Raw genomic sequence first — 22,926 nt, 5'->3', positions numbered from 1 at the left:
TTAATAATATTTCACAGATCCAATCTTGTTTCCTTCTTTATATAGAGTTTCAGATTGAATACACCCTGATTCAGTGAACATGAGAACAGTTCCATCTATTCTACCATTTTTATAAGGAGTAATCAAAGATACCCAACCGGCAGGATGTGGCGGAATTACTCGTGAAAGGTCACATAATGGACCGATAAAAGGTAAATCTAAGACTACACAAACACCTAATGGATGAAAAAAATTGAACCATTCTCCCTCTTTCTTGCCAAATAAGTAAGAACCAGATTCACTTATTTTTCCATCAAAATAAAAATACTCCCAAAGTCCAACAGGTTTTTTTTGAATCAATTTACCTCCTGCATATACTCTATCGAATTGGTTTGTCCATTCAGATTGATTTTTCTCATTTTGAAAATCAAAAAGTAATTGATGGTCTCCTTTTGACAAGTCTTTCCATTTTTTGTTTCCCGAACAATAGCCAGTTTGGAAATAGGGGAAAGCTTTTTCTTTTTTTGAAATAACCAAATACGTAGTGAATAGCTGAAAATCTGGAGAACAAGGCCACGATCGATTGGCAAATTCAATATCTAAAGTATTTGATTCAAAATGCCCACTAATTAGTTCATCGATAAAAAAAGTGGCTACTTCTCTAAATCCTAAATCAACGAAATACTCCCTTCTAATTGAAATCAAATGGCCTTTAAAGGCTATGTCAGCGTCTATCAATTGATTGATTCTCAGGTCAAAATCCGGCACACAGCTACATTCAGAAGCATTTGAGAAAAAGGAATTCGCGAAAACAAGAATGAAAAATATAACTACTCTCATTTACTCCCCTCCACTCTTACTTTTTTACCTGTCATCAATATTCTACGATACCCACCTTTTGTATCCGAACTGACTTCTTTCCCGAGAACTTTTACTTTGGAAAATTCCTCAGGAATCTCAATGGAAATACCCCATTTCGATTGGGTTTGCTCGACCTCTATGGCTCGAATTCCTGACTTATCCACATAGCTGATTTTGATTTCATTATCACCCACCATGACTTTTTGGATAGAAGCTTCCTCCCAGGCTGTTGGCATCTGAGGGCGGATGTGGATCACTTTATTTCCGGCATCAGGCTGAATCCCGAAAAACTGCATCACAATCGGTACACTAAAACTGTAGAGATTCCAAGCTTGGGTAAACATCCCGTAATCAGGCGAAACCTCATACATCGATCCCGGCAAGGCAAATCCAAAACTTCGGGTCATTCGCTTCAGGTAGTCGAGCGCTGCATCCGGATTGCCATAGTTGTTTTCTCCGATGGCAGTTACTCCCGTGGGCAAAGTCATCACCGCACCCGTGTAGGAAAAGCTCTTGCTTCCTGCAAAAGATCCATCTTCATATTCGGCCTGTTCGTCCCGATCGATACCCGTCACAAAGGTTCCGAAAGGATTGGTGTATTTTTTTGCGGTAGCCAAAGCTATTTTAGCCTTTTCGGGATCAGCGATTCCCGTTTCCATCGGGGTATTGACTACCCAATTGTGAAAGAGTACAAAACCCTGTTTCTGATTCTTGGGCAATGTGGACAACTTAGTCTTGGTTGCCTTGAGCTCCTCCACTGCCCAAGGTTTTTTCAGCGTATCCGCACGGATGATTGCATCATCCACCAAGTGCAAAGCCTCGTCTACGGTCCCGATAAAATCCGCATAACTTCCAAATTCCTCAACCCAAAAATCAGAATTGATCTTAGCTGCCAGGGCATCGGAAGTATGTTGATAACTTTTCGAAAGATCGGTTTTTCCAAGGATTTCAGCCATTTTCGCGGCATCTGCAAATGCCTTTTGGGAATAAGCAGCTACATCAATCATTTCGGATTTGAGCCCGTGGATTTCCATCATTCCATACCCGTCAGCGAGGAGATTGCCGTCTTTGTCATTTTCCCGAAGCAGCCAGTCCAATCCTTTTTCAATAGAAGGGAAATACTTTTCCAACAATTCCCGATCTCCAGTCCAGCGATACACTTCCCAAATCGTGGATGCCCATTGTGGGGTCTCATTGATATTTCCGGGATTAAATACCGCTCCATTGGTACTTACCTCATGGATGATTCTGCCATTTCCGTTCTCTTTTTCAGATAGACTGTGGATAAGTTCGAGGGTAGAGTAAACGAGGTCCTTTCTTCCCGTTGCAATCAAACCCTGGATCGTGTATTCACTATCGACTCCAAAAAACCAAGGATAATCCTGCAGGCCTGCTCCAAAACCCCTCCCAATTCCCGGCACATCCCGCACCAGCCAATCCGTATTGTATTTGATCCATTGGAACGTTCGCTGCAATTCAGGATCGGGAATCTGTATTTCTGCTTGGTGGGCAAAAACTTCATATCGCTTCTTTTTGGTAAACCAATCCGAATCCAAGTTTTGCCTAAGATCAACTAAAGTTTCCATGGCTTTTAATTCGCTTTCGGTAGAACCGGCGATAAATATTGGGATAATTTGCTCAGAACCTGCCGGCAAGGTCACTTGCAGAGAAAATCCAGCGGCTGCCCCTTTTCCTTTGGGTGAATAGGCACAGGTCCATTCTTCCTGAGGAGAAATCGAAATTCCTTCCGCCGTTCCCCAAACCGTAAACCAAGGATTGCCTTCATCTTTTGCAGAAAAGGTATTTGTCATTTCGTCAAAAGAAATCACATCAGCTTGATCGATCATTCCGGTACGATCGCCTAGCCAAACCGGCATCAAATCCACAAAGGCGTTGAACTGAAATTGGGTTGTCTTTTCAGACTTATCCACATTTTTAACCCGGAATAAAACGGTCATCCCTTCTTTTCCATCAGGTACGAAGTGCAAACGTTCGACTTCAATACCTGAGTTTTCCAAAGAAAATTGAAGCACATTGGTAAAAGGATAATTGGTAAAAGATCTCGCCTGATCCAAACAAAAAGAATGACCATCCACTTTTACGGAGGCGGTAAACCCATCCATCAACTTGATCGGATGAAGCCAAATGCCCCCCATCTCTCCCTCCACATGCCAACCCAAATCCGGGAAAGACCCATTTTGGTGACCGATCAAATACACCCGATCACCAGCTGTCACAAAAGGGGAAGCGAGGTATTCGGATTTTCCTTTTAGTCCTTCCTGCGTGCTTAAATCTTCAAATAAACTTTGTTCAGGAGTAAGAGAGGTCTGACAGGAAACCAGGGCTAACAAAATGCTAACAGGCAAAAATTTAAGGGTCATTGAGAATAGATTTAAGCCAAAAGATAAGCCAAATCGCTTGAAATAAGGAAATCAAAACGCATGGGCTTGTAAAAAGTAACTCGCTTTTTCCTCTAAAAAACTTTGATACATTACCCAAAAAGATTTTTTGTGGAAGTTTTCAAACACTTTTCTTAAACAGCCTGTTCGCCAAACATGAAGTACAACAGAGTCCTGGTTTGGTTTAGAAACGATCTTAGAGTAAGAGACAATGAGGTGCTGACTCGTGCTATTTTGCAAGGGAAAGAAGTGATACCTGTTTATTGCCTTGATCCTAGAATGTTTGAAAAAACCGAATTGGGATTTCCTAAAACAGGTTCCTTTCGAGCCAAATTCCTGTTGGAATCTGTTGCCGATTTGAGGCATTCTTTTCGAAGGCTGGGCGGAGATCTGGTGATTCTTCAGGGGAAGCCAGAAGAAGCAGTAATTGAATTAGCTAAAAAAGTTGAAGCAAAGGCCATTTTCTTCTCGAAAGAAGTCACTTCCGAAGAACGAAATGTGGATAAGTCTTTAGAAAAGTTCGCTTTCGCCAATGGAATTGCCTGTGAAAGCTTCTGGCAAAGCACACTTTACCATTTGGATGATCTGCCATTTCCAGCTAAGCAAACTCCGGAAGTGTTTACTCAATTCCGGAAAGAGGTGGAAAAGCAATCGAAAATCAGATTGACTTATCCTGAACTGAAGAAGATAAATTACCCAAAAGAGGCACTGAACTCCAGTGGATCAGAATTGCCAAACCTAAAAGCCTATGGACTGGAGGAACCCAAGCAAGATGTCAAATCGTGGTTGGAGATAAAAGGTGGAGAGAAATCCGCGCTGGGGCGACTCCGGTCCTATTTCTGGGAAAAGGATTTACTGAAAGTCTACAAAGAAACCCGCAATGGGTTGATCGGGATGGATTACAGCTCCAAGTTTTCTCCTTGGTTGGCCTTGGGCTGCATCTCTCCTAGGACTATCTATGAAGAGGTGAAAAAGTATGAGCGCGAGCGAAAGAAAAACGATAGCACGTATTGGCTGATTTTCGAATTGATTTGGAGAGATTATTTTCGGTTTATAGCCAAGAAACACGGGAACAAAATATTTGATATTCAAGGCATCCGTCATCAAAAGGACTCCTGGAGGAGAGATCAGGAGCAATTTCAGCGCTGGGTTGAGGGGTTGACAGGAGTTCCTTTTGTGGATGCTAATATGCGTGAATTGAAAGCAACGGGTTTTATGTCCAATCGTGGCCGTCAAAATGTGGCGAGCTTCTTGGTCAATGACCTGGGAATTGACTGGACTTGGGGAGCAAGCTACTTCGAAAGTCAGCTGATCGATTACGATGTCTGCTCCAACTGGGGAAACTGGATGTATGTGGGAGGCGTGGGAAATGATCCTCGAGAAAATCGGTATTTCAACATCCTCAGACAGGCCAACAATTACGATAAAAAAGGCGATTTTGTAAGGCTTTGGATTCCTGAATTACAGTCGATTAAGGGATTTGATATTCATCAGCCTTGGGAGTTATCCACATCCCAATTGAGAGCATTAAAGATTCAACTAGGTCATACTTATCCACAGCCTCAAGTGAAAATTCCGACGCTTGAAAAGTCTTATTAAAGTTGCTGATTACCCGTTAAACCTCAGAGTTCTGGGGTTTTTTCTTTTGGAATTTATTCTTGTTAAACCTTCCAATCCATAAGTAATTCAAAACAGTCATTCCAGTATTTATAAAAATTAACTGAATCCAAGTCTCCCATTCATATATCACCGAAAAATCAAAACCGTGCGTAGGATAGACATAAGCTTGTCCAAGAAGAAAGAAAAATATACTGAAAGTTATTATTCCTATCCAAGTTGGTTTCCATTTAAGGTAGTCGATGAAATCTCTCCTTTCTATCTAAATTTTAAATTCGGTCTTGAATGATGAAATACTACTTTTTTCTCTTAGTTTCTTTCAACACACTTTTCTCATCTCCTTCCAATCTTCGCTTTAATTTCTTAACATCTTCCGCTGGAGGTAAATTTTCAGGAACAATTCCCCTTTGAGTTAACATATTTCTCACAGCAAGATTGTTGTCTACATGTTCCTTTTCGATTTTGTTCTGGCCTCTCAAGTCTTTGGCTTGCACATTCAACCCCGTCATTTCATTGGCTAGATCTTTGGATTTAATGCTTATCGTGGGCAAAAAATCAGCAACCGGGCGGCTATCAGGTATTCCCAATTTCTTTTTTAACTGCTGGGTGGATAGACGGAAAAGGGCTTGGTCGCCTTTGCTTCGAATCAATGCAAAGCCCTGACTGTCGACTCCTCTTTCATACAAAATCCCTGAGAGTTGTTTTTCGGTTTGGCTCAATTTTTCCCTTGCTTTTACGCGTTCATAGGCCAATAATCGCTGCTCAACTAGTTCTGCCCTTCTTGTCTGAACAGCAAAGTAATTTTGTGCAAAGGCGATTTCCTCTTTACGGCTATCTCCATTTTGTGCTATCAGATAGCAGGCATATCGGGTTAAAAGAATATCATCGATTTCTTTTTCTGCCCCAGAACCAATTTTACCATTTTCCTGACGTCAGGAAAATGGTATTGTATTTCCTCTCCGGCATGTTGGCAAGCTTCCTTTGCTCTTTGAATTACCTTTTCAAAATTCTCCCATTTGCTGTAGCCTAAGAGCTTTTGCAATTCCCTGGCACTCCAACATTCTACACCTTCCAACTCAGCAGCCGCAGCTTCAAACTAAGCAAACAGTTTTTTAATTTCATCGGACTTCATAGCAATAAAAGTTTGTTTGAAAAATAGCTTATTACCTACTTAATAGGATTAACCAATTTAATCATTCCAATTAATATTCGGCAGTTTCGCCGGTATCTGCTTTTTCCTTTTCAATTCTCTTTGGTACAAATAGTCGCCCACCTCTGCGAAAAAAGGTAAGCCAATCTCCTCGGTCTCGTACTTGTCATCGTTGAGGATCTGATCCTCGTTGACATAGACCACAGCGGAAACAAAAAACTCCACGCCTGCTTCATAATCCACAAAATAAGATCCGTCAATCAGGAAGCCATAAGACCAACCTGTTTTGTTGAAAATCCGAAATCTGGAAGGAATCGGGTTTTTGTCTGACCCAAACTTGAAAAACTTGGAGTAGCTGTCGTAGTATTCCGTGGTGTCGTACTTGGGAAAATCACTTTCTCGGGGAAGCATACTCATGTACTTCAATATAAAGTTGCGATGCTCCTCATTCAGATTAAATCGCTCGATCCCTACAAAAGCTTCTGGAAAGACGATTCGCTTAACTACTCCATGAAGGTCTGAAAGGGCAAACTTGTTTTTATAGGAAAAATCCATTCCGCCCTGTATAAGGGAATCATTTCGATAAAAAGCCTGACCGATTTTTGGATTCCCCGGCACCACATACGCACTGTCCGAGTGCCTGGCAGGCAGTTCTAAAAGGGTTTTTCCGAAGTTGTCCACAAATCGAATCGGGTTGAAATGTCTGTTTTCTTCGGGAGAAATAGGAAAACTCAAACGCTGGGTGATTACTGAATTCAGTAAACCCTTTTCCCTTAGCTTTTGATTGATATAGTCCATCCCCATCAACTCATAGAGTCGGTTAGAAGCATCGTTATCAGAAACCAGCAAAATTTTCTTGATGTAATGCCCAATGCTAGGCAATCCATTTTGAGCTGTTGAATCGTTGTAGGCAGGTAGCTGGGAAGGCCTCACCGAATCTGTGAGCATGGCGGTTTCCATGGTCAATCCATCAATATTTTGCTCCTCGAGCCACTCCAAGGCCAACAAAGCAATCGGTAACTTCACCGTGGAAGCAGGATAGAAATAGTGATTATCGTTCAGATTAAAGGAATGGTCTGTAAAAAGCGGATTCCCGTGTTCATTTCGGTCAATCTGCGTATAGATAATCTGAACCTGGAATTTGGACGTATCCGAAAGTACTTTTTTCAAAGTCGGGTAGTTTTCCAATCCTTCCTCAAAAAGCACAGGGTCTTTGCTCTCGCAAGAAATCATCCCAAAAGAAAAGGCGAGGAGATAGAGTAGCTTTTTCATGATTTTTCGGATAGTTGATGAAGGGCTTCATTTAAGGCCATCAAGTCCCAAAGTGAATGAAAACCCGAAATGACAATACGACTGATACGAGGACTTTCCGAAGTAGGATAGGAAAAAGACGAAGTGATAAATCCCATTTTCTCCAACTTATCAGACCAAGTGGGATCTTTTAGGATAAAAACAGGGAATTTTGCTGAACCTGAAACTGTGGATAAGTCGGCTGTTTCTTGATAGAAAACACCGGTAAAGTCTCTGATTTTTTGCCTTTGGGCTTTGTAGATATCCTGAGTTTCCAGAAAAGCCTGGAGATTAGCAGGCGAACAGGGTGAAGCTCCCGCAAAAATCACCTGACTTTTGATTCCCTGAATCACCTCCTTATTTCCCAAAATTATCCCTGCTGGCATAGCCAAGCCTTTTCCCAAGGAACCGGAAATGACCAAGTTTACATTTGGAAACGAATTTTCAGCATAAGTACCAAAGACACTTTTCCCCAACACCCCAAAGGCGTGACTGTCATCAATTAAGAGTGTAACCTCATGCTTTTTGGCTACTTCCTTTACCCAAGAATAGTCATGAATCTCTGCCCGAAGTGGATCTACAGCATTTCCCAAAATCAGGATCCTACTGGGAGAAAGCTGCTCGGATTTCTCCAAACACTGATTTTTCCATTGTATAAAATTCAATTGAGTATCAGTAGTAAACCCAAAAGGTAAAATAGCAGCGTGTGTATCAGGCGCTGCCCAGCAGAGGTCAGCTTGAGGATATAGGTATTGGATGGCAGTAATGCCGGACAGATAGCCTGAGCTCATCACAGCAGCATCTTCTGCCTTGGCATGCTTCGCAAAAAAGTGCTCGAACTCTTCAAAAACCTTTAATCGAACGTTATTGACCCGACTGAGTCCATGGCTAAAGCCATACCGCCGAATGCAATCAAACAAAACGGATTGGTAATGGGAGTCATGATCTATTCCCAAATAAGAGGTTCCGCTGAAAAAGAGGTAACTCTTTTTCCCAACTTGCAAAGTCGGGCCAATACGCCGATCGAGGTTCAGATTATTCACAATCTGGACTATTTGGCAAAAATCTGTGTAGGATCTTGGAAGGATTTAAACTCCAGTGCGTTTCCGCAAGGATCGAGGAAAAACATGGTAGCCTGCTCACCCACTTCACCTTTGAATCTGATGTAAGGTTCAATGACAAACTCCATTCCGTGCGCCTTGAGCTTATCGGCTAGCTGATGCCACTCGTCCCAACCTAAAATTGCTCCGAAATGACGAACTGGAACATTTTTTCCGTCCACCTCATTTGTTTTGGCATTGGCCAATTCTTCAGGCTTGATATGGGCAGAGAGTTGATGTCCAAAAAAGTTGAAATCGATCCATTTGTCAGTGCTTCGGCCGATTTCGCAACCCAACAAGTCTCCGTAGAACTGGCGGGTTTCTTCGATGTCACGGATGGGGAAAGCGAGGTGAAAGGGTTTAAATTCACTCATATTAGTTAGTATTGTAGGTGATTTTTAAGTGTTCAGACAACTTTTGAAGCCTAAATATATGTCAAAAAAGAAAACAGTTTCATTGGTTTTGAGCAGTGGCGGTGCGAGGGGATTGGCGCATGTAGGAGTGATCGAAGAGTTGGAAAAGCGAGGATATGAGATCATCGAAATCGCCGGTTGCTCCGCAGGTGCGTTGGTAGGAGGCATGTATGCTACCGGCAAAATGCCTGAATTCAAAGAATGGATATGCAATTTGGATCGGGTAGATGTATTTTCTCTGATGGATTTCACATTCTCAAGTCGGGGATTCATAAAGGGAGAAAAAGTATACAGTGCTTTGAAAAAAGTGGTACCCGATTGTCAAATTGAAGACTTACCAATCCAGTTTTCTTGCAATGCAGTAGAAGTTCATTCCGGCAAAGAATATGTATTCAGAAAGGGAAGCCTATACAAAGCCATCCGCGCGTCCGGAAGTATTCCTTCAGTCTTCTTACCCGCCAAAATCGAAAAGAATCATTTTATTGACGGTGGAGTTCTCAATCCTGTGCCCATTTCACTTATTTCAGACCCTGCAAAAAGCTTGGTTGTAGTTGTGGATGTCAACGGATTGGAAAATGAATTTATTTCACCTCCCAAAAAAGACGAGTCCGGTAAGCAGTTGATCACCTTACCAGGTTGGCTGAAGGAATATCAGTCTAAAATGCGACAGTTTTTTCCCGATGAGAAAAAGGCCGAATCTAAAACAGCCTATTCATCTTTGGAATTGGTGACTCGGTCATTTGACCTGCTTCAGGATCGGTTTTGTGAACTACTTCTGGAAAAATATCCAGTGGATGTGAAAATCAAAATTTCCAGAAAACAAGCCGGAACCTTGGAGTTTCATCGATCTGCCGAAATGATCGAAATTGGCCGATTGAAGGCCAAAGAAGCCTTAGACCAACTCAAGCATGGAAATCAATGAGCTGATTCGTCTATTAGGCAATGTGGATATCTACCTCTTGGATCAAATCCTAAAAGGGAGATTCACCAAGGAAATGAAGATCCTCGATGCAGGCTGTGGAGAAGGGCGAAATGCAATCTATTTCATTCAAAAGAATTATCAGATTTTCGGCATTGACCCCAACGATTTAGCGATTCAATATTGTCGATATCTATCTACGAGTTTGAATCCAGCATTCGACACCCATCGGTTTCAGGTGGCAAAGTTGGAAGACGTTCCGTTCCATGCCGGAGCTTTTGATGCGGTGATTTGCTCGGCAGTCCTTCACTTTGCAGAGAGTGTGGATAACTTCTGGCAAATGATCCATGAAATCCATCGTGTCTTGAAGCCGGGAGGTGTCTTTTGGTTTCGGATGACTACTGCGTTTGGAGGAATTTTAGCGCACAGTTCAGCCCTTGGAGAGGGGAAATATATCCTTCCGGATGAATCTGAGCGGTTTTTGTTCCTGCCAGCCTATGTGGATAAGTTAGAGAATATCGGCTTTAGATTTCTGGAACCCATGAAAACCGTACTGATCCCAGGGCAAAGAGAAATGGGTATTATGGTAATGGAGAAAATCTAATCGTTAACTTGAAGTTTCAGAACTGTTGCAAAATATGACTCTCCAATATGCCCTCGAACTCATAGGAACCTTTGTTTTTGCCATTTCAGGGGCATTGGCAGTGAGGGAAAAAGAACACGATATGTTTGGGGCCGGATTTACCGGATTTATTACCGCTATCGGAGGTGGTACGCTTCGGGATATTTTGCTGGACAGCTATCCGCTGGTATGGATTGGAGACATCCACTTTTTGTATGCGATATTGACAGGAATCTTGGCCGCTTTTATTTTTCCAAACCTTCTCAGCCGGTTGAGGAAAACCTTTTTTCTATTTGATACGCTGGGAATTGGCTTTTTTACGGTTTTAGGTGTGGAAAAAGCCCTAAGCCTGGGAGTCAGGCCGGAGATCGCGGCAATTATGGGCATGTTTACCGCAGTGATGGGAGGGGTGATTCGTGACACGCTAACCAATGAAATACCTATCCTCTTTAGAAAAGAAATCTACGCCTCAGCATGTCTTGCTGGCGCAGTGATTTATTTAGTATTAGATCACCTGGAGACAGATCGTAATTACAATCTCCTGATTTCAATGAGTGTAATCATTTCCATAAGATTAATCGCCATGAAGTACAAGTTGAGCTTACCAACTCTTGATTGAGAGCTTGGGTAAAAGAAAATTTTTTATCCTATGCTTATTTTTGAAAATTTTAAAAGTTAATTTCCAAAAAGCATTTAATTTGTTTTAAGCCATATAACCCTGTTCCCTCTAAATCCTTTCATTTTTCAACATAGCGCTTAATGAGTACCAAAACAGAAAAAGTAAACTGGAAAGCTGTTTTTGATCCGAGATCATTGGTTTTGATCATTTTGGGAGTTTTTTGTTCTGCGATTGCATTGGAAGCGTTTATGCTTCCAAACAAGTTTTTAGATGGTGGTGTCACTGGTATGGCCATCATTGTCAATTTGCATTATGATGTGGATCTCAACTTACTGTTGGTTCTGATCAACGCTCCTTTTTTTGTAATGGCATGGAAAAAAATAGGGAAAACCTTTACCGTTCAATCCATTTTTTCAGTCTTTTTACTCGTACTGGTTTTGGAATTTCTCGAAATCCCAACTGTCACAGAGGACAAGGTACTCATCGCTGTTTTTGGTGGAGTGATGATGGGGCTTGGAATTGGTCTCATCATCAGAGGGGGAGGATTGATTGATGGCTTTGAAGTGATTACCACCTATTTTCAGAAAAATTCCGCGCTCTCTGCAAGCGAAATCACCATGTTCCTCAATTCCCTGATCATGCTTTTTGCGGCATTGTTTTTCGGAATTGAAGCAGCGATGTACTCCATTTTGACTTATTTCACAGCAATTAAAATGACCGATTATGTGGTCGAAGGTTTTGAGGAGTACACAGCACTTACCATTATTTCAAAAGAGGATGATAAGGTAAAAGAGCTCATCGTGAAGGAGTTTGGAAAAGCGATTTCGGTCTATAAAGGAGAGAGAGGTTATCTCCCTGATACCTTCCACATCCATCATCCCTGTGATATCATTATGACGGTAGTCACCCGACTGGAAGTACATCGCATCAAACTGGCCATACAAGAAATAGATCCTAAGGCGTTCTTTTATGTACAGACAATCAAAGAAGTCAAAGGAGGAGTAGTCAAACAAATAGGAAGCAAACACAGCTGATGGTTTTCGAAGAAATAAAAAACAGGATTTACGAAGACATTTTGGAAAAATTGCCTTCTCATCTCAGTTATCATAACCTAGATCATACTGCCTATGTCCTAGATAAGGCAATTTTTCTCGCAGAACAATCCGGGGTAAGTTCATCAGATTTAGAATTGCTCAAGTTGGCTGCGCTTTTTCACGACACAGGCTTCATCGACAATCCCAAAGATCATGAAGAAAAAGGCTGTAAAATCGCCGAAGGATACCTCTCAATGGAGTATTCTAAATCAGATCTCACCAAAATCTACGGGATGATCATGGCTACGAAAATCCCTCAAAGCCCAACCAATCATCTGGAAAAAATTCTAGCAGACGCCGATTTGGAATACCTCGGAACTGACCTTTTTGAACAAATCGGAGAAAGTCTATTCGAAGAACTCAAGCACTTCAATCCCAACTTTACCGCGCAGGCATGGGATGAACTGCAGCTGGTCTTTATGCAAAAGCACAATTACCACACTGACTACTGCCAAAAGTACCGGGAGCCTAAAAAGCAGGAAAACCTATTGAAGGTGAAAAAGCGGTTGGGGGTAGTTTAACCACGAACAGATTTTATGATTAACTCAAAAATCTCAGTTGGCTGAATTTTCCCTAAAGTGATTAACCTAGAATCCCCCACCACAAGCGGCTTGTCCAAGTCGGACTCTGGAATTCTTCCATGCGCCCCCTTCACCAACGTAGCATCTAAGGGAATCACATCCATCAGGTAGCGAAAACCCAGTTTTTTTTTCAGCACCTTGGAGCCGATTTTCAGAATCGGAATTTTGATTGCGGGATCGAGAACCAGCTCGACCGGATCGTACCCCGGTTTGCGATGGATATCCACACATCTAGCATAATCAGGCGCTTTGGCATCATCCAGCCAGAAATAGTAGGTAAACCACGAGTCCGCATCGGCGATCACCACCAAATCACCCGATCGGGCGTGATCGATGTGGAAATCTTTTTTGCCTTGGGCATCCAGCACTTTTTCCACACCGGGAGTCTTTTCCAGCAGGGCTTTGACCTCGGCAAGTTTGGAGTGATCGTTGACATGGACATGGGCGACTTGATGATCCGCTACCGCAAATACTGCCGATGTGCCGGCATCAAGCGTCTCTCGACCCAACTCATTTTTCACCTGAATCCAGCCTTTTTTACGGAAAATCCGGTTGAGGTGAATCGGCTTACTCACACTCGTGATGCCATATTCAGAAAGTAGCAGAACCTCGGCACCCCGATTTTCAAAGAAGGTGATCAAGTCTTTAGCCAAGTCGTCAACTTCGCGAAGGTCCTTGGAGATTTTGGAGAAGTCTATTCCATACTTCTGCAGGTTATAATCCAAATGCGGAATGTAGATCAGATTGAGCGTGGGATTGTACCATTCTTCCACCTTTTTGGCTGCTTCGGCGATCCACTTGCTGGATTCAATGGTCGTATTCGGTCCCCAAAAGGTGAAGAGCGGAAACTGGCCCAACTCGGCCTGAAGCCGGTCTCGCAGCTCCATGGGTTGGCTATGGCAATCGGGCAATTTGCGTCCATCGGCTGGATAAAGTGGCCGGGGAGTCACGGCATAATCGGCGGAGGAGTACATATTGTACCACCAAAACATGTTCGCCACCGTGAACTCAGGATTCTCCTTCCGCAGAACTTCCCACACTTTTTCGGCCTGCACCAGCTTATTAGACTGCCGCCAAAACTTGATTTCGCACTCATCCTGAAAGTACCACCCATTGCCCACGATGCCGTTTTCGGTGGGCCACTTTCCGGTCAGATACACGGATTGGGCCGAGCAAGTCACCGCAGGAAGTACAGGTTCGATGACGGCTTGCTTCTTGGACGCGATCCAGTTTTTCAAAAAAGGCGTATGCTCTCCGATCACTCGGGGAGACAAAGCAACGATATCTAGGACTAAAGTCTTCTTCATTGTTTTAAATCATTTGGCAAAACCAAATTTTATTTACGAATTCAGATTTACGATTTACGACATCAAATTGAACTTCAAACCTTGTTCTCAAAAAGGTTAAATCCTGAGAAAAAGCCCAAAACTACTCTGCTCCTCGTAAATCGTAAATCAAAAATCGTAATTACACGATCCTTTATTCCTTACCCAATTCTTCGATCACCCAGCTGAGTTCCCTGGCAATCGACTCGCCTAGGGTCAGGTGTGTGTCTTCTGGCAAAACTTCCCAAGTATAGGTTTCAACTTCGAGGTGTTTAGTGAGGGTTGGGTTGGTTAAAATTTGATTGAGTACAAGGGAAATATCGTGCTGCGTGGATTGGAATGAGCCATAATTTTCCAAAAAGACCGGAACATGAAAGTGGATTCGCCATTCCAAATCCTTGGTTTTTCCCAAGTGTTCGATGGCCTGAGGCAAATCGGGATAAGAGGCAAACTGTCGGTCTTTTTTTCGAGCGACGACTTGATGCAGGTAGGTCGATTCGGCAAATTCTTCCAATCGTTTGCTGAGTGTAAACCGCTCCACGGCGGACTCCGGAATCATCACCTTCAGCGCAGCCGAAATCTGAATCTTTCCAATTTGAATTCCAGCTGCTGACAACTTCTGGAATGTCTCAGCAGGATTTTCATACACGATCGCAAAGTGACATACATCGTAGCAAGCCTGAATGTGGGTTTTGATCAGCTTTTCCGCCTCATCAGTTGAAACTCCTAGCTTTTCGGCTAAGGCCATTTTCCCTTTTGGCAACAGCCAATTTTGGAAGTAGCTGACCAACTCGTCGGAATTTTCCAAAATCCCATCCGGTTCGGGCTCAATGTCTAAATGCAGGAGCTTGCCGGTTTCCTGATGGATATTCACCAACTCCAGCACTACCTCGATCAGGTGATCCGTAGATTTTTGGATCGCTTCATTTTTTTTCTTTTCGGAGGAAAACCAATGCCGGTAGGAAAGCGGTGATGTGGAAATACCTCCCTCCATTCCCTCAGGAAGCAGTTGGGCTAAAATCCGAAAACTCCGAATCGTGTAATCCTTTCGTTCCGCGGTAGTCCAATCCGGCGTATGGACATTTTCTTTCACTTTGGTGCGGTGAAAGCCTCCATACGGAAAGCAATTTAGGGTAAACACATAGGCATTGGCTTTTTTCAGCCAGTCCTGAAACTCCCGCATCCGCTCCGGACGCTGCAAAATCAAGGAAGCCTCATGGGAAAGCCGAAGCCCGATGCCAAAAGGGCCTTTGTGTTTGAGGCGATTTTTGACCTCAGGAATATAGATCTTGAGGTTTTCGAAGGTCGCATCCCATGTTTCTCCGGGATGGATATTGCTACAATAGCTTAGGTGAAAGTCATGGATTTTCATAGGCTGGGAAAAAATCAGGAAGCGTGAACGGCAGACTTTTTCTCTAACCTACGGAGAATTTCCACAGATTTAAAGATCAAGTCGTGATCCATTTCATGGACTTCCACGCCTTTGCCCAACTTTTCCAAGAGCATGATGGTCAACTGACCGCCTAAGTGTTCCTGGAATTCCTTTAACCCTTTAATCAGATTTTCTCCCTGAAGTTCTGGCGCGAAAAGCTCAAAACCCAGGGTATGCATCAGTTGAATGATCCGGTTGAAATCCGACTCGGTGATTCTCCCCTGTAAATAGGAATAGGCAGAATCCAAGGCAATCCCGATGGCCACAGCCTCCCCGTGACGGATGCGGAAATCGCTCAATTTTTCCAATTTATGTGCGGCCCAATGTCCGAAATCCAGGGGTCGGGAGCTTCCAAACTCAAATGGATCCTTGCCGGCGATATGGTCCATGTGCATTTTCGCAGAGCGAATGATATGGACTTTCATGGGTTCCATCTCTCGGCGGGCAAGTGCTTCTCCCGCATTTTCCAACCACTCGAAAAAGCTCAAATCCTTGATTAAAGCTACTTTGATGGCCTCCGAAATTCCCGCTCTCCAGTCACGATCATCCAGTGTCTTGAGGAAATTGAAATCATTCAATACCGCCACGGGAGGGACAAACGTGCCGAGGTAATTCTTTTTACCAAAGGCGTTGACACTGTTTTTCACACCAACCGCAGAGTCATTTTGGGACAAAACCGTGGTCGGAATCCGAATCAGTCGAATACCCCGATGGGAAATTGCCGCTGCAAAGCCCACCATATCCAATACTGCACCGCCACCGATAGCTGCAATGTAGGAATGACGGTCGATGCCATAGAGATGGGTCGCCTCCACAATCTTGTGGTATTCGGTTTCCTCGTTTTTGCAGGCTTCTCCGCCAATCGCAATGAGGGGTTCAGCAGCCAAAGTGAAAACCTCTGCATGGGCAGAAGCATAGTTTTTCACCTCTGCAATCAAATGGGGATGCGTATCGGCCACACCGCTGTCGATGACAAAAAGTACCTTAGGCACACGATCGCCACGAAGGACATTAGCTAGGATTTGATTTTGTGGATCAAATAGATTCTCGGTAAAAGCTACCGGGTAGCGAAAGGGAACCGAAAAGGACTGTTCGAGAATCGTATTCATGGTTTGCAAGCAATAGGTTATTCGGGATTTCTTTCAAGACAAGTTGTGAAAGAATTCGGTTTATTTTTTACTCAGGTTACAGCAAATTTTTTAGCTAACCAAAGGGAAATCGGAAGAAGGAGCAAAACGACGATTCCAATGGGCCAACCGGAGAATGCAGAAGCTAAAGCAGCATTGACGATGATCAAGGAGATTACTGCTGCTTTCACCGATTTGCCGATGAATTTGGGTTCTTGAGTTCGGATCGCTTTGGCCAAAGGAGGAAAGATCATATAGCCAAGTAAAGCTAAAAAAGGAATCACTTGCAGGTATCCCGGACTCTCCAGATAAGCCAAGCCAAAAATGGCCACGAAAATGGACGCATACATAGCCCCACCTGCGAAAAGCGCTTTTCGGTTTTTCCCATGTACTTCTCCCCGGCTGATCATGGTGATGGCAGCTACATAGATCAAGGGCAAAAGGCCGACGGGCCAGATTTTTTCAAGTACTTCTGGCGCTACGCCAATCCCAAGCAGCAGATTTCCGGAGCGGCAAAGTCCCATATTGATCGGACCTAAAATCCGCTGATGCTTGCCCCAATAATCATACAGCACGGCACATGCGGCCACGGCGATGGCTAAAAATCCGGCGGTTGGATTAACCTGAAAGGCACAAATCACTCCAAAAACCAAAAGAAGGGAGGACATCCAAAAAGCAGTTTTTTTAGAAGCCCTTCCACTTGGAATAGGGCGCTCAGGCCGCTCGATGGCATCCAAGTCTGCATCCGCTACATCATTGAAGGCTACTCCACCTGCATACAAACCAATTGTACTCAATGAAAGCCAGAGGAGATTCCACCAAAATTGCTGGTCTCCATAGATCCAGTTGGTGGCCATATAATCCCAGGCACCTGCAATGGCAAAACCCGCCCAGATGTCTGCGATCGCGGTGATCACATTGGCTGGGCGGGTTAGCTGTAGATAAGCGAAAAGCTTGGTATTTTTCATGGATTAATTTTCTACCCGATCGGCAGGACCCTCGACGCGAGGAACCTGACCTCCGCGAAGTACGGAATTTCCTCCCAATTTTTTGGTCTGATCGATCGGAGGCGCCTTGAGCCAATCGTCTTCATGCATTTGACCGCTAAGACCGAATACCGTCAATGCATTTTGATAAGTAGTCAGACGCACATGCTCCTCAGGAATTCCCATTTTGCGCATCAGAGCCGCCGTTTTTGGAACAGCAATCGGGTCAGAAATTCCCCAATCCGCAGCTGAGTTCACGATGATTCGCTCGGGTCCATATTGCTTGACGATCTCAACCATTCGCTCGGAACCCATTTTGGTATGTGGATAAATAGTAAAAGCTGCCCAGAATCCTCGATCCAACACTTCTTTAACCGTCTCCTCATTGTTGTGATCGACGACCACCCATCCTGGGTCCATGCCATGCTCTTCGGCCACGTCCATAGAGCGGGTTGTTCCTTTCTTTTTATCCCGATGAGGAGTGTGGATAAGTACGGGAAGATTGACATCTTTAGCCAGTTCCAGTTGAAGGCGGTAAAAACGATCTTCAGCTTCGGTTTGATCATCATAGCCGATCTCCCCGATAGCCACCACGCCTTCTTTTCCTGCATAAAGCGGAAGTAATTCCATCACCTGCTCGGCCAAAGGCACATTGTTAGCTTCCTTGGAGTTCAGACCTATCGTACAATAGTGCACTATTCCAAACTGACTGGCTCGGAACCGCTCCCAGCCGACCAAAGTGGAAAAGTAGTCTTTGAAGGATCCTACTTCCGTACGCGGCTGACCCAGCCAAAAGGCAGGTTCAATAGTGGCAACGATACCAGCTTTTCGCATGGCTTCGTAGTCATCTGTGGTACGGGAGACGAGGTGAATATGTGGATCGATATACATTTCCTTGCTCATGGCTTTGGGGAATTAGTTTTTTAAAATTAATCGAATTTGGCCTGTTTAGGCTTTTTTGTCTTGAAAATCCTTACCGATTTTCTCCCAAGAGATTTCTCCATATTCAATGGCGGAGACCGTCTCAGGGAAGGATTTGAGCAGATCTTTTGCTGGCGCAAAGTCAGATTGGTAGGCCGCTAGCAATCCGGCTTCAACCTCCAATTGGTCTTCTGAAAAGACGACTTTTTTCAAGTCTTCCAGCAAATGCTCATTGAGAAAAGGAACCACCAAACGCCAAAGTTCAGGCATGACCGATCGACCAGCAGCCCAACGTTCGTGGGCAAAATCCGAAGCAATTTCCGCCAAAGCCTGATTTCTCCTTTCGTCCAATTGCTGAATCCGATAAATCGGTCGCTGCATAAAGATGGACTTCAGCACCAATTGATTCCAATTTGCTTCGGGAAAATGAGCTGGTGGATACGGATTGTTCAGTGCAATCGCATCGAAGATCAGGGTCATATTGGTTCGGCAGCCGTCAATCGCCCGAGTAAGCAAGTCTTCCGAATAAGGCATCACAGGCAAGGCTGCATATAACGCCTGCTGCTCGTGCATGTCGCCGGTTTCGAAGAGTTGGTTAATTACTTTCAGCCAAGCCTCTTTTCCAGGGGCAAATTTTAATAGTAAATACGTTCTTACAGTTTGCAATACATCCCAATGACTGGGATCAAAACCTGAGACCAAGCTACCTGTTGTTTCTTTCTCGGTCTCTGATAAATTGAGATTGTCCTTTTTGAAAAACCGGGAAGCTTGGGAAAACGCCAAGAAAAACTTGGTGGGCGATGCGTCAGCATTGATTTTTTCGGTTTGGGAGCTTAGCCAATCAAGCGCTTTGGTCTCCGCTCGTGACGCCAAGACGCTTTCAAAAAAAGCCAGTAAGTCAGTTTGGGTTTGCATGTTTTCCTCCGGGTTTGAAGCGGAGTTAAAGTAAATCCAAAAGCCTTAGAAAAGCCAAAGGAAATGTGGTAAAAGGAAAGAAAAACGACGGTTTCTGATAAAAATCATGTGTATTTGACATTGGGTCTAAGGGAATCTACTTTTCAAAATCGAGGTCGTGCAATTATTTCTATTTTAGGGAACAAATCGTTTGAATTTTTATGAAAACCAACCTCCAAAAAATGCTAGACGGAGAGGCTTATGACTCCCGAGATCCGGAACTCCTCGAGCTGTACCATCGGGCAAGAGCCTTAATTTTAGCTTACAATACGTGTGATAGCCGGGATTTGGACAGGAGAAATGAGCTAATCAGTCAACTTTTGGGAAAGGTGACAAAAGGCGTTTGGATCGAAACTCCCTTTTTCTGCGACTACGGAATGAACATCGAAATTGGGGAAAACACCTTTGTCAACACCAATTGCATGTTTCTCGATGACAACAAAATCACCATTGGAAAAAATGGACTGATCGCTCCCTATGTGCAGATTTATACTGCTACCCATCCGCTAAAAGCTTCCGACCGAATCTATAAGGAGGGCGAAAGCACACGATATCATACTTCCACCAAACCCGTGACGATAGGCGATAATGTTTGGATTGGTGGAAATTCAGTCATTTTTCCCGGTGTCACGATCGGAGATAATGTGACCATCGGGGCAGGTTCGGTGGTGACCAAAGACCTACCGGATGATGTATTAGCTTTTGGGAATCCCTGTCAAGTATTGAAGAAGCTGTAAATGAAATATCCACCAGTGGTTAGCCATATTCTAGTCGGCTATTCTATTTTTAACCTTTAACCTAAAATCCAATGAACAAACTCTACCGCTATGGCCTCGGGCTGTTGCTTTTGGTCTCTGTCAAAGTACAAGCTCAAAACCAGGTCATCGATGCTATTATCAAAGAAGCAAACGAAAATTCCAAACTGGAAGTACTCGCCCATGAACTCCTCGACGGCATTGGCCCAAGACTCGTCGGCACTCCCCAAATGCAACAAGCGCATGATTGGACCGTGAAGCAATACGAAGCATGGGGCATCCAAGCCAAGAATGAAAAATGGGGAGAATGGAGAGGCTGGGATCGAGGAACTACGCATATCGATATGGTTGAGCCTTGGGTGAGAACCTTGGCTGGAACCCAGCTTTCCTGGAGTCCTGCATCTCCTGCCGGAGGTCTAACCGCCGAGGTGATCGTTTTGCCGGATTTGGCAGACTCAGTGGCTTTCCAAAAATGGCTCCCATCCGTCAAAGGCAAATACGTCATGATTTCAGCTCCCCAGCTCACCGGACGTCCGGATGATAACTGGGAGAAATGGGCAACCGATCCTTCTTTTGAAGCCCTAAAAAAGGAAAGAGATGCTTTGGAGAAAGCTTGGTTGGAGCGCACCCAAAAAACCGGGAAAAACCGCACTTCTCTTCCTATCGCGCTGGAAAATGCAGGCGCTGTAGGTGTGATCACTTCCTACTGGTCTAAAGCTTTGGGAGCAAATAAAATCTTCTCTGCCTCTACCAGGCAAGTCCCTACAGTTGATCTTTCGATCGAAGACTATGGAATGCTCTTTCGATTGGTAGAAAGCGGCAAAAAACCAAAAATCCACGTCAATGCCCAGTCGAAAGAAACTGGATTACAGCCCACTTTTAACACGATTGCAGAGATCAAAGGAACCGAAAAACCAGAGGAATATGTGATGCTTTCGGCACACTTGGATTCTTGGCAGGGCGGCACCGGAGCTACAGATAACGGGAGTGGTACTATCCTGATGATGGAAGTAATGCGCATCCTGAAAAAAGTATATCCAAATCCCAAGCGAACCATCTTGGTTGGCCATTGGGGATCTGAGGAGCAAGGCCTTAACGGTTCCCGAGCCTTCGTTGAAGATCATCCCGAGATGCTGGAAAAAATCCAAGTGCTTTTCAACCAAGACAACGGAACCGGCCGAATTGCCAATATTTCAGGTCAAGGTTTCGTGGACAGCTACGAATACCTCGGTCGTTGGCTAAGCAAAGTCCCAAGAGAGATCACCAGAGACATCGAGACTTCCTTCCCAGGCAATCCGGGCTCGGGTGGAACAGACCACGTTTCCTTTGTGGCAGCTGGAGTTCCTGCCTTTAACCTAAGCTCTTTGGCTTGGGATTATGGCACGATCACTTGGCATACCAACCTGGACACCTACGACAAATTGGTTTTCGAGGACATAAAAAATAACGCCATCCTAACCGCCATCCTGGTTTACATGGCTTGCGAAGAAGAAAACATGGTATCCAAAAAAATGAGAATTCCTGTTGATTTCCGCACCGGCGAACCTACCGAATGGCCGAGCAAGAGATCTCCGACCCGAAAAGGCGGAATTTTATTTCAACGTATCGCGAGATAAAACAGGCCTGTCGAATTATGCCTCCTACCTGAGTCATTAAGTCGGTATAAAATTTAAAGTTTGTCAAATTGAGCGGAGTCGAAAGTTTTCCAAAATACTGGAAAAGGCCTTCGACTTCGCTCAGGCTGACATTTAAAAACCCTTAAATTGATTCAAAATCAGACCTACTTTTTCTTCAAAAGCGAGCTGCCATCCCAATTTTTCTGTTGTGTTTCAGGCACGGGTATTCCCAAAAAGTCAACCAAACTTGGCAAAATATCCACCATGGCCGCTTTTCCAGAATGAAACCGATTCGATAAATTCTTAGCATTAGTCACCATCCAGATTTCCCGCTCGGAGTCACTTTGACCTCCATGGTCTTTAAAGTCAGGGGCTTTTCTCCCATGATCGGTAGTAATCCAAATCAACCATTCCTCTCCAAAATTCTTTTCCCTAATCTGAATGGCTTCCCAGATTCTTCCCACTTGCTCATCAGCCAATTCTATAGCCGAGGTCAATTGCGGGCTTTTACCAAATCGATGTCCCATATCATCGGTAAATTCCAGATATACCCAAGACAAATCCGGAGCCTGAGTTTTTAGAATGTGGGCTGCTTCAAAAGAAACCAGGTTATCAATCTTACGGATGTAATCCTTATCCTTATCATGTGGATAAGTAAGGGTGTCTTTTTCAAATCCATCAAAAACAAAGTCCAATTTCAAGTTTCCAGTTTCATTAAGCCCCTCTCCCAATAGCTTGGTTCGGTTATCTTCCCAAGTTGAAAAAATCGCCAGTTTGGAATTTGGCTTTGCCTCTCGCATCAACCTAAAGATCGTCCAGTACGAATGATTGGGCGCTGCAATGTCATTATCCCATACATTGTGCTTATTGGCCCATGTGCCTGTGAGGAGCGAATTATAACCCACGGCGGAAATGGTAGGAGTTTCAGAAGCCCCTCCTTTTTCTCCTCCGGTATACGCTCGAGCATAGCCGCCTATTGCGGCAATTTTTTCCAAATTGGGAGTAGAAGTAGCTTCCAATTCTCCAGCAGGAATCCCGTCGAGAATAATAAACACCACCTTTTTCTCCTGAGAAAAGCTCGGCTGAACCCATAGATTGATTGAAAAAAACAGCAAAAGCCGATACCAAATAAACCTGTCCATTAGAATTACTTTTTAGAAATAAAG

Annotated in this window: 21 protein-coding genes; 8 read left to right on the top strand and 13 right to left on the bottom strand. The window is 44.0% G+C overall.

Annotated features, from left to right (window positions below; translation table 11 throughout):
• Both ACFPIK_RS07575 and ACFPIK_RS07570 read right to left on the bottom strand, forming a co-directional pair.
• On the bottom strand, positions 1–819 hold the full coding sequence (locus ACFPIK_RS07575; RefSeq protein WP_377913838.1) for a hypothetical protein: 819 nt from the start codon (positions 817–819) through the stop codon (positions 1–3).
• A complete protein-coding gene (locus ACFPIK_RS07570) occupies positions 816–3,221 on the bottom strand; it encodes an alpha-L-rhamnosidase-related protein (RefSeq protein WP_377913836.1) in 2,406 nt (801 codons plus the stop codon). Before ACFPIK_RS07570 ends, ACFPIK_RS07575 begins: the two co-directional genes overlap by 4 nt.
• A 174-nt stretch (positions 3,222–3,395) precedes the next feature.
• Between ACFPIK_RS07570 and ACFPIK_RS07565 the strand changes: the two genes are divergently transcribed.
• Positions 3,396–4,838, top strand: a complete 1,443-nt coding sequence (locus ACFPIK_RS07565; RefSeq protein ID WP_377913834.1) for a DASH family cryptochrome — start codon at positions 3,396–3,398, stop codon at positions 4,836–4,838.
• Between the two features lie 314 nt (positions 4,839–5,152).
• On the opposite strand, the gene ACFPIK_RS07560 is transcribed toward ACFPIK_RS07565, so the two are convergent.
• The 4 genes from ACFPIK_RS07560 to ACFPIK_RS07545 form a co-directional block, all read right to left on the bottom strand.
• Entirely contained in the window at positions 5,153–5,737 is a 585-nt protein-coding gene (locus tag ACFPIK_RS07560) for a hypothetical protein (protein ID WP_377914072.1), read from the bottom strand.
• A gap of 308 nt (positions 5,738–6,045) precedes the next feature.
• The gene (locus ACFPIK_RS07555) at positions 6,046–7,278 is read right to left on the bottom strand and encodes a serine hydrolase (RefSeq protein ID WP_377913832.1); all 1,233 of its coding nucleotides are present in this window, start codon (positions 7,276–7,278) and stop codon (positions 6,046–6,048) included.
• Positions 7,275–8,339, bottom strand: a complete 1,065-nt coding sequence (locus ACFPIK_RS07550) for an aminotransferase class I/II-fold pyridoxal phosphate-dependent enzyme (protein WP_377913830.1) — start codon at positions 8,337–8,339, stop codon at positions 7,275–7,277. The genes ACFPIK_RS07555 and ACFPIK_RS07550 overlap by 4 nt, the downstream gene beginning before the upstream one ends.
• 8 nt (positions 8,340–8,347) lie before the next feature.
• Entirely contained in the window at positions 8,348–8,770 is a 423-nt protein-coding gene (locus tag ACFPIK_RS07545; RefSeq protein WP_377913828.1) for a VOC family protein, read from the bottom strand.
• A 58-nt stretch (positions 8,771–8,828) separates the two neighbouring features.
• On the opposite strand from ACFPIK_RS07545, the gene ACFPIK_RS07540 reads away from it, so the two are divergent.
• From ACFPIK_RS07540 to ACFPIK_RS07520, 5 genes are all read left to right on the top strand, one after another.
• Positions 8,829–9,731 carry a patatin-like phospholipase family protein gene (locus ACFPIK_RS07540; RefSeq protein WP_377913826.1) on the top strand — a complete coding sequence of 301 codons (903 nt, stop codon included), beginning with the start codon at positions 8,829–8,831 and terminating at the stop codon, positions 9,729–9,731.
• Positions 9,718–10,332 carry a class I SAM-dependent methyltransferase gene (locus ACFPIK_RS07535; protein WP_377913824.1) on the top strand — a complete coding sequence of 205 codons (615 nt, stop codon included), beginning with the start codon at positions 9,718–9,720 and terminating at the stop codon, positions 10,330–10,332. The genes ACFPIK_RS07540 and ACFPIK_RS07535 overlap by 14 nt, the downstream gene beginning before the upstream one ends.
• Before the next feature lie 34 nt (positions 10,333–10,366).
• The gene (locus tag ACFPIK_RS07530) at positions 10,367–10,969 is read left to right on the top strand and encodes a trimeric intracellular cation channel family protein (protein ID WP_377913822.1); all 603 of its coding nucleotides are present in this window, start codon (positions 10,367–10,369) and stop codon (positions 10,967–10,969) included.
• Positions 10,970–11,109: 140 nt separating this feature from the next.
• The gene (locus tag ACFPIK_RS07525) at positions 11,110–12,003 is read left to right on the top strand and encodes a YitT family protein (RefSeq protein ID WP_377913820.1); all 894 of its coding nucleotides are present in this window, start codon (positions 11,110–11,112) and stop codon (positions 12,001–12,003) included.
• Positions 12,003–12,584 carry an HD domain-containing protein gene (locus ACFPIK_RS07520; RefSeq protein ID WP_377913818.1) on the top strand — a complete coding sequence of 194 codons (582 nt, stop codon included), beginning with the start codon at positions 12,003–12,005 and terminating at the stop codon, positions 12,582–12,584. Before ACFPIK_RS07525 ends, ACFPIK_RS07520 begins: the two co-directional genes overlap by 1 nt.
• Here ACFPIK_RS07520 and ACFPIK_RS07515 read toward each other — a convergent pair.
• From ACFPIK_RS07515 to ACFPIK_RS07490, 6 genes are all read right to left on the bottom strand, one after another.
• On the bottom strand, positions 12,581–13,951 hold the full coding sequence (locus tag ACFPIK_RS07515; RefSeq protein ID WP_377913816.1) for an alkaline phosphatase family protein: 1,371 nt from the start codon (positions 13,949–13,951) through the stop codon (positions 12,581–12,583). The genes ACFPIK_RS07520 and ACFPIK_RS07515 overlap by 4 nt on opposite strands.
• Before the next feature lie 172 nt (positions 13,952–14,123).
• Positions 14,124–15,341: a metabolite traffic protein EboE gene (gene eboE / locus ACFPIK_RS07510; RefSeq protein WP_377913814.1), complete on the bottom strand. Its 1,218-nt coding sequence runs from the start codon at positions 15,339–15,341 to the stop codon at positions 14,124–14,126.
• 14 nt (positions 15,342–15,355) lie between these two features.
• Positions 15,356–16,510, bottom strand: coding sequence for a 3-dehydroquinate synthase (locus tag ACFPIK_RS07505; protein ID WP_377913812.1), 1,155 nt, complete (start codon positions 16,508–16,510; stop codon positions 15,356–15,358).
• A 71-nt stretch (positions 16,511–16,581) separates the two neighbouring features.
• A complete protein-coding gene (gene eboC, locus ACFPIK_RS07500) occupies positions 16,582–17,496 on the bottom strand; it encodes a UbiA-like protein EboC (protein ID WP_377913810.1) in 915 nt (304 codons plus the stop codon).
• A 3-nt stretch (positions 17,497–17,499) separates the two neighbouring features.
• A complete protein-coding gene (locus ACFPIK_RS07495; protein WP_377913808.1) occupies positions 17,500–18,417 on the bottom strand; it encodes a TatD family hydrolase in 918 nt (305 codons plus the stop codon).
• Between the two features lie 45 nt (positions 18,418–18,462).
• Positions 18,463–19,350, bottom strand: coding sequence for an EboA domain-containing protein (locus ACFPIK_RS07490; RefSeq protein ID WP_377913806.1), 888 nt, complete (start codon positions 19,348–19,350; stop codon positions 18,463–18,465).
• Positions 19,351–19,550: 200 nt separating this feature from the next.
• Between ACFPIK_RS07490 and ACFPIK_RS07485 the strand changes: the two genes are divergently transcribed.
• Complete coding sequence (locus tag ACFPIK_RS07485; protein ID WP_377913804.1) at positions 19,551–20,126, top strand: sugar O-acetyltransferase; 576 nt, start codon at positions 19,551–19,553, stop codon at positions 20,124–20,126.
• 71 nt (positions 20,127–20,197) lie between these two features.
• Positions 20,198–21,760, top strand: a complete 1,563-nt coding sequence (locus tag ACFPIK_RS07480; RefSeq protein WP_377913802.1) for a M20/M25/M40 family metallo-hydrolase — start codon at positions 20,198–20,200, stop codon at positions 21,758–21,760.
• A gap of 164 nt (positions 21,761–21,924) precedes the next feature.
• Here ACFPIK_RS07480 and ACFPIK_RS07475 read toward each other — a convergent pair whose 3' ends face one another.
• Positions 21,925–22,902 carry an alkaline phosphatase family protein gene (locus ACFPIK_RS07475; RefSeq protein WP_377913800.1) on the bottom strand — a complete coding sequence of 326 codons (978 nt, stop codon included), beginning with the start codon at positions 22,900–22,902 and terminating at the stop codon, positions 21,925–21,927.
• Positions 22,903–22,926: the final 24 nt, after the last annotated feature.

The sequence above is a fragment of the Algoriphagus aquatilis genome (assembly GCF_042657405.1).
In the GTDB taxonomy this organism is placed as follows: Bacteria; Bacteroidota; Bacteroidia; order Cytophagales; family Cyclobacteriaceae; genus Algoriphagus; species Algoriphagus aquatilis.
The sequence above is the reverse complement of the archived record's forward strand: the minus strand, read 5'-3'. Positions and strand labels throughout refer to the sequence as shown.

What these genes read in the sequence shown, in the direction of transcription:
- ACFPIK_RS07485 (WP_377913804.1), top strand. Translation starts at nt 19,551, where the DNA reads ATGAAAACCAACCTCCAAAAAATGCTAGACGGAGAGGCTTATGACTCC.
- ACFPIK_RS07535 (WP_377913824.1), top strand. Translation starts at nt 9,718, where the DNA reads ATGGAAATCAATGAGCTGATTCGTCTATTAGGCAATGTGGATATCTAC.
- ACFPIK_RS07555 (WP_377913832.1), bottom strand. Translation starts at nt 7,278, where the DNA reads ATGAAAAAGCTACTCTATCTCCTCGCCTTTTCTTTTGGGATGATTTCT.
- ACFPIK_RS07525 (WP_377913820.1), top strand. Translation starts at nt 11,110, where the DNA reads ATGAGTACCAAAACAGAAAAAGTAAACTGGAAAGCTGTTTTTGATCCG.
- ACFPIK_RS07515 (WP_377913816.1), bottom strand. Translation starts at nt 13,951, where the DNA reads ATGAAGAAGACTTTAGTCCTAGATATCGTTGCTTTGTCTCCCCGAGTG.
- ACFPIK_RS07490 (WP_377913806.1), bottom strand. Translation starts at nt 19,350, where the DNA reads ATGCAAACCCAAACTGACTTACTGGCTTTTTTTGAAAGCGTCTTGGCG.
- ACFPIK_RS07565 (WP_377913834.1), top strand. Translation starts at nt 3,396, where the DNA reads ATGAAGTACAACAGAGTCCTGGTTTGGTTTAGAAACGATCTTAGAGTA.
- eboC (WP_377913810.1), bottom strand. Translation starts at nt 17,496, where the DNA reads ATGAAAAATACCAAGCTTTTCGCTTATCTACAGCTAACCCGCCCAGCC.
- ACFPIK_RS07530 (WP_377913822.1), top strand. Translation starts at nt 10,367, where the DNA reads ATGACTCTCCAATATGCCCTCGAACTCATAGGAACCTTTGTTTTTGCC.
- ACFPIK_RS07520 (WP_377913818.1), top strand. Translation starts at nt 12,003, where the DNA reads ATGGTTTTCGAAGAAATAAAAAACAGGATTTACGAAGACATTTTGGAA.
- ACFPIK_RS07545 (WP_377913828.1), bottom strand. Translation starts at nt 8,770, where the DNA reads ATGAGTGAATTTAAACCCTTTCACCTCGCTTTCCCCATCCGTGACATC.
- ACFPIK_RS07505 (WP_377913812.1), bottom strand. Translation starts at nt 16,510, where the DNA reads ATGAATACGATTCTCGAACAGTCCTTTTCGGTTCCCTTTCGCTACCCG.
- ACFPIK_RS07480 (WP_377913802.1), top strand. Translation starts at nt 20,198, where the DNA reads ATGAACAAACTCTACCGCTATGGCCTCGGGCTGTTGCTTTTGGTCTCT.
- ACFPIK_RS07540 (WP_377913826.1), top strand. Translation starts at nt 8,829, where the DNA reads ATGTCAAAAAAGAAAACAGTTTCATTGGTTTTGAGCAGTGGCGGTGCG.
- ACFPIK_RS07570 (WP_377913836.1), bottom strand. Translation starts at nt 3,221, where the DNA reads ATGACCCTTAAATTTTTGCCTGTTAGCATTTTGTTAGCCCTGGTTTCC.
- eboE (WP_377913814.1), bottom strand. Translation starts at nt 15,341, where the DNA reads ATGAAAATCCATGACTTTCACCTAAGCTATTGTAGCAATATCCATCCC.
- ACFPIK_RS07495 (WP_377913808.1), bottom strand. Translation starts at nt 18,417, where the DNA reads ATGAGCAAGGAAATGTATATCGATCCACATATTCACCTCGTCTCCCGT.
- ACFPIK_RS07475 (WP_377913800.1), bottom strand. Translation starts at nt 22,902, where the DNA reads ATGGACAGGTTTATTTGGTATCGGCTTTTGCTGTTTTTTTCAATCAAT.
- ACFPIK_RS07575 (WP_377913838.1), bottom strand. Translation starts at nt 819, where the DNA reads ATGAGAGTAGTTATATTTTTCATTCTTGTTTTCGCGAATTCCTTTTTC.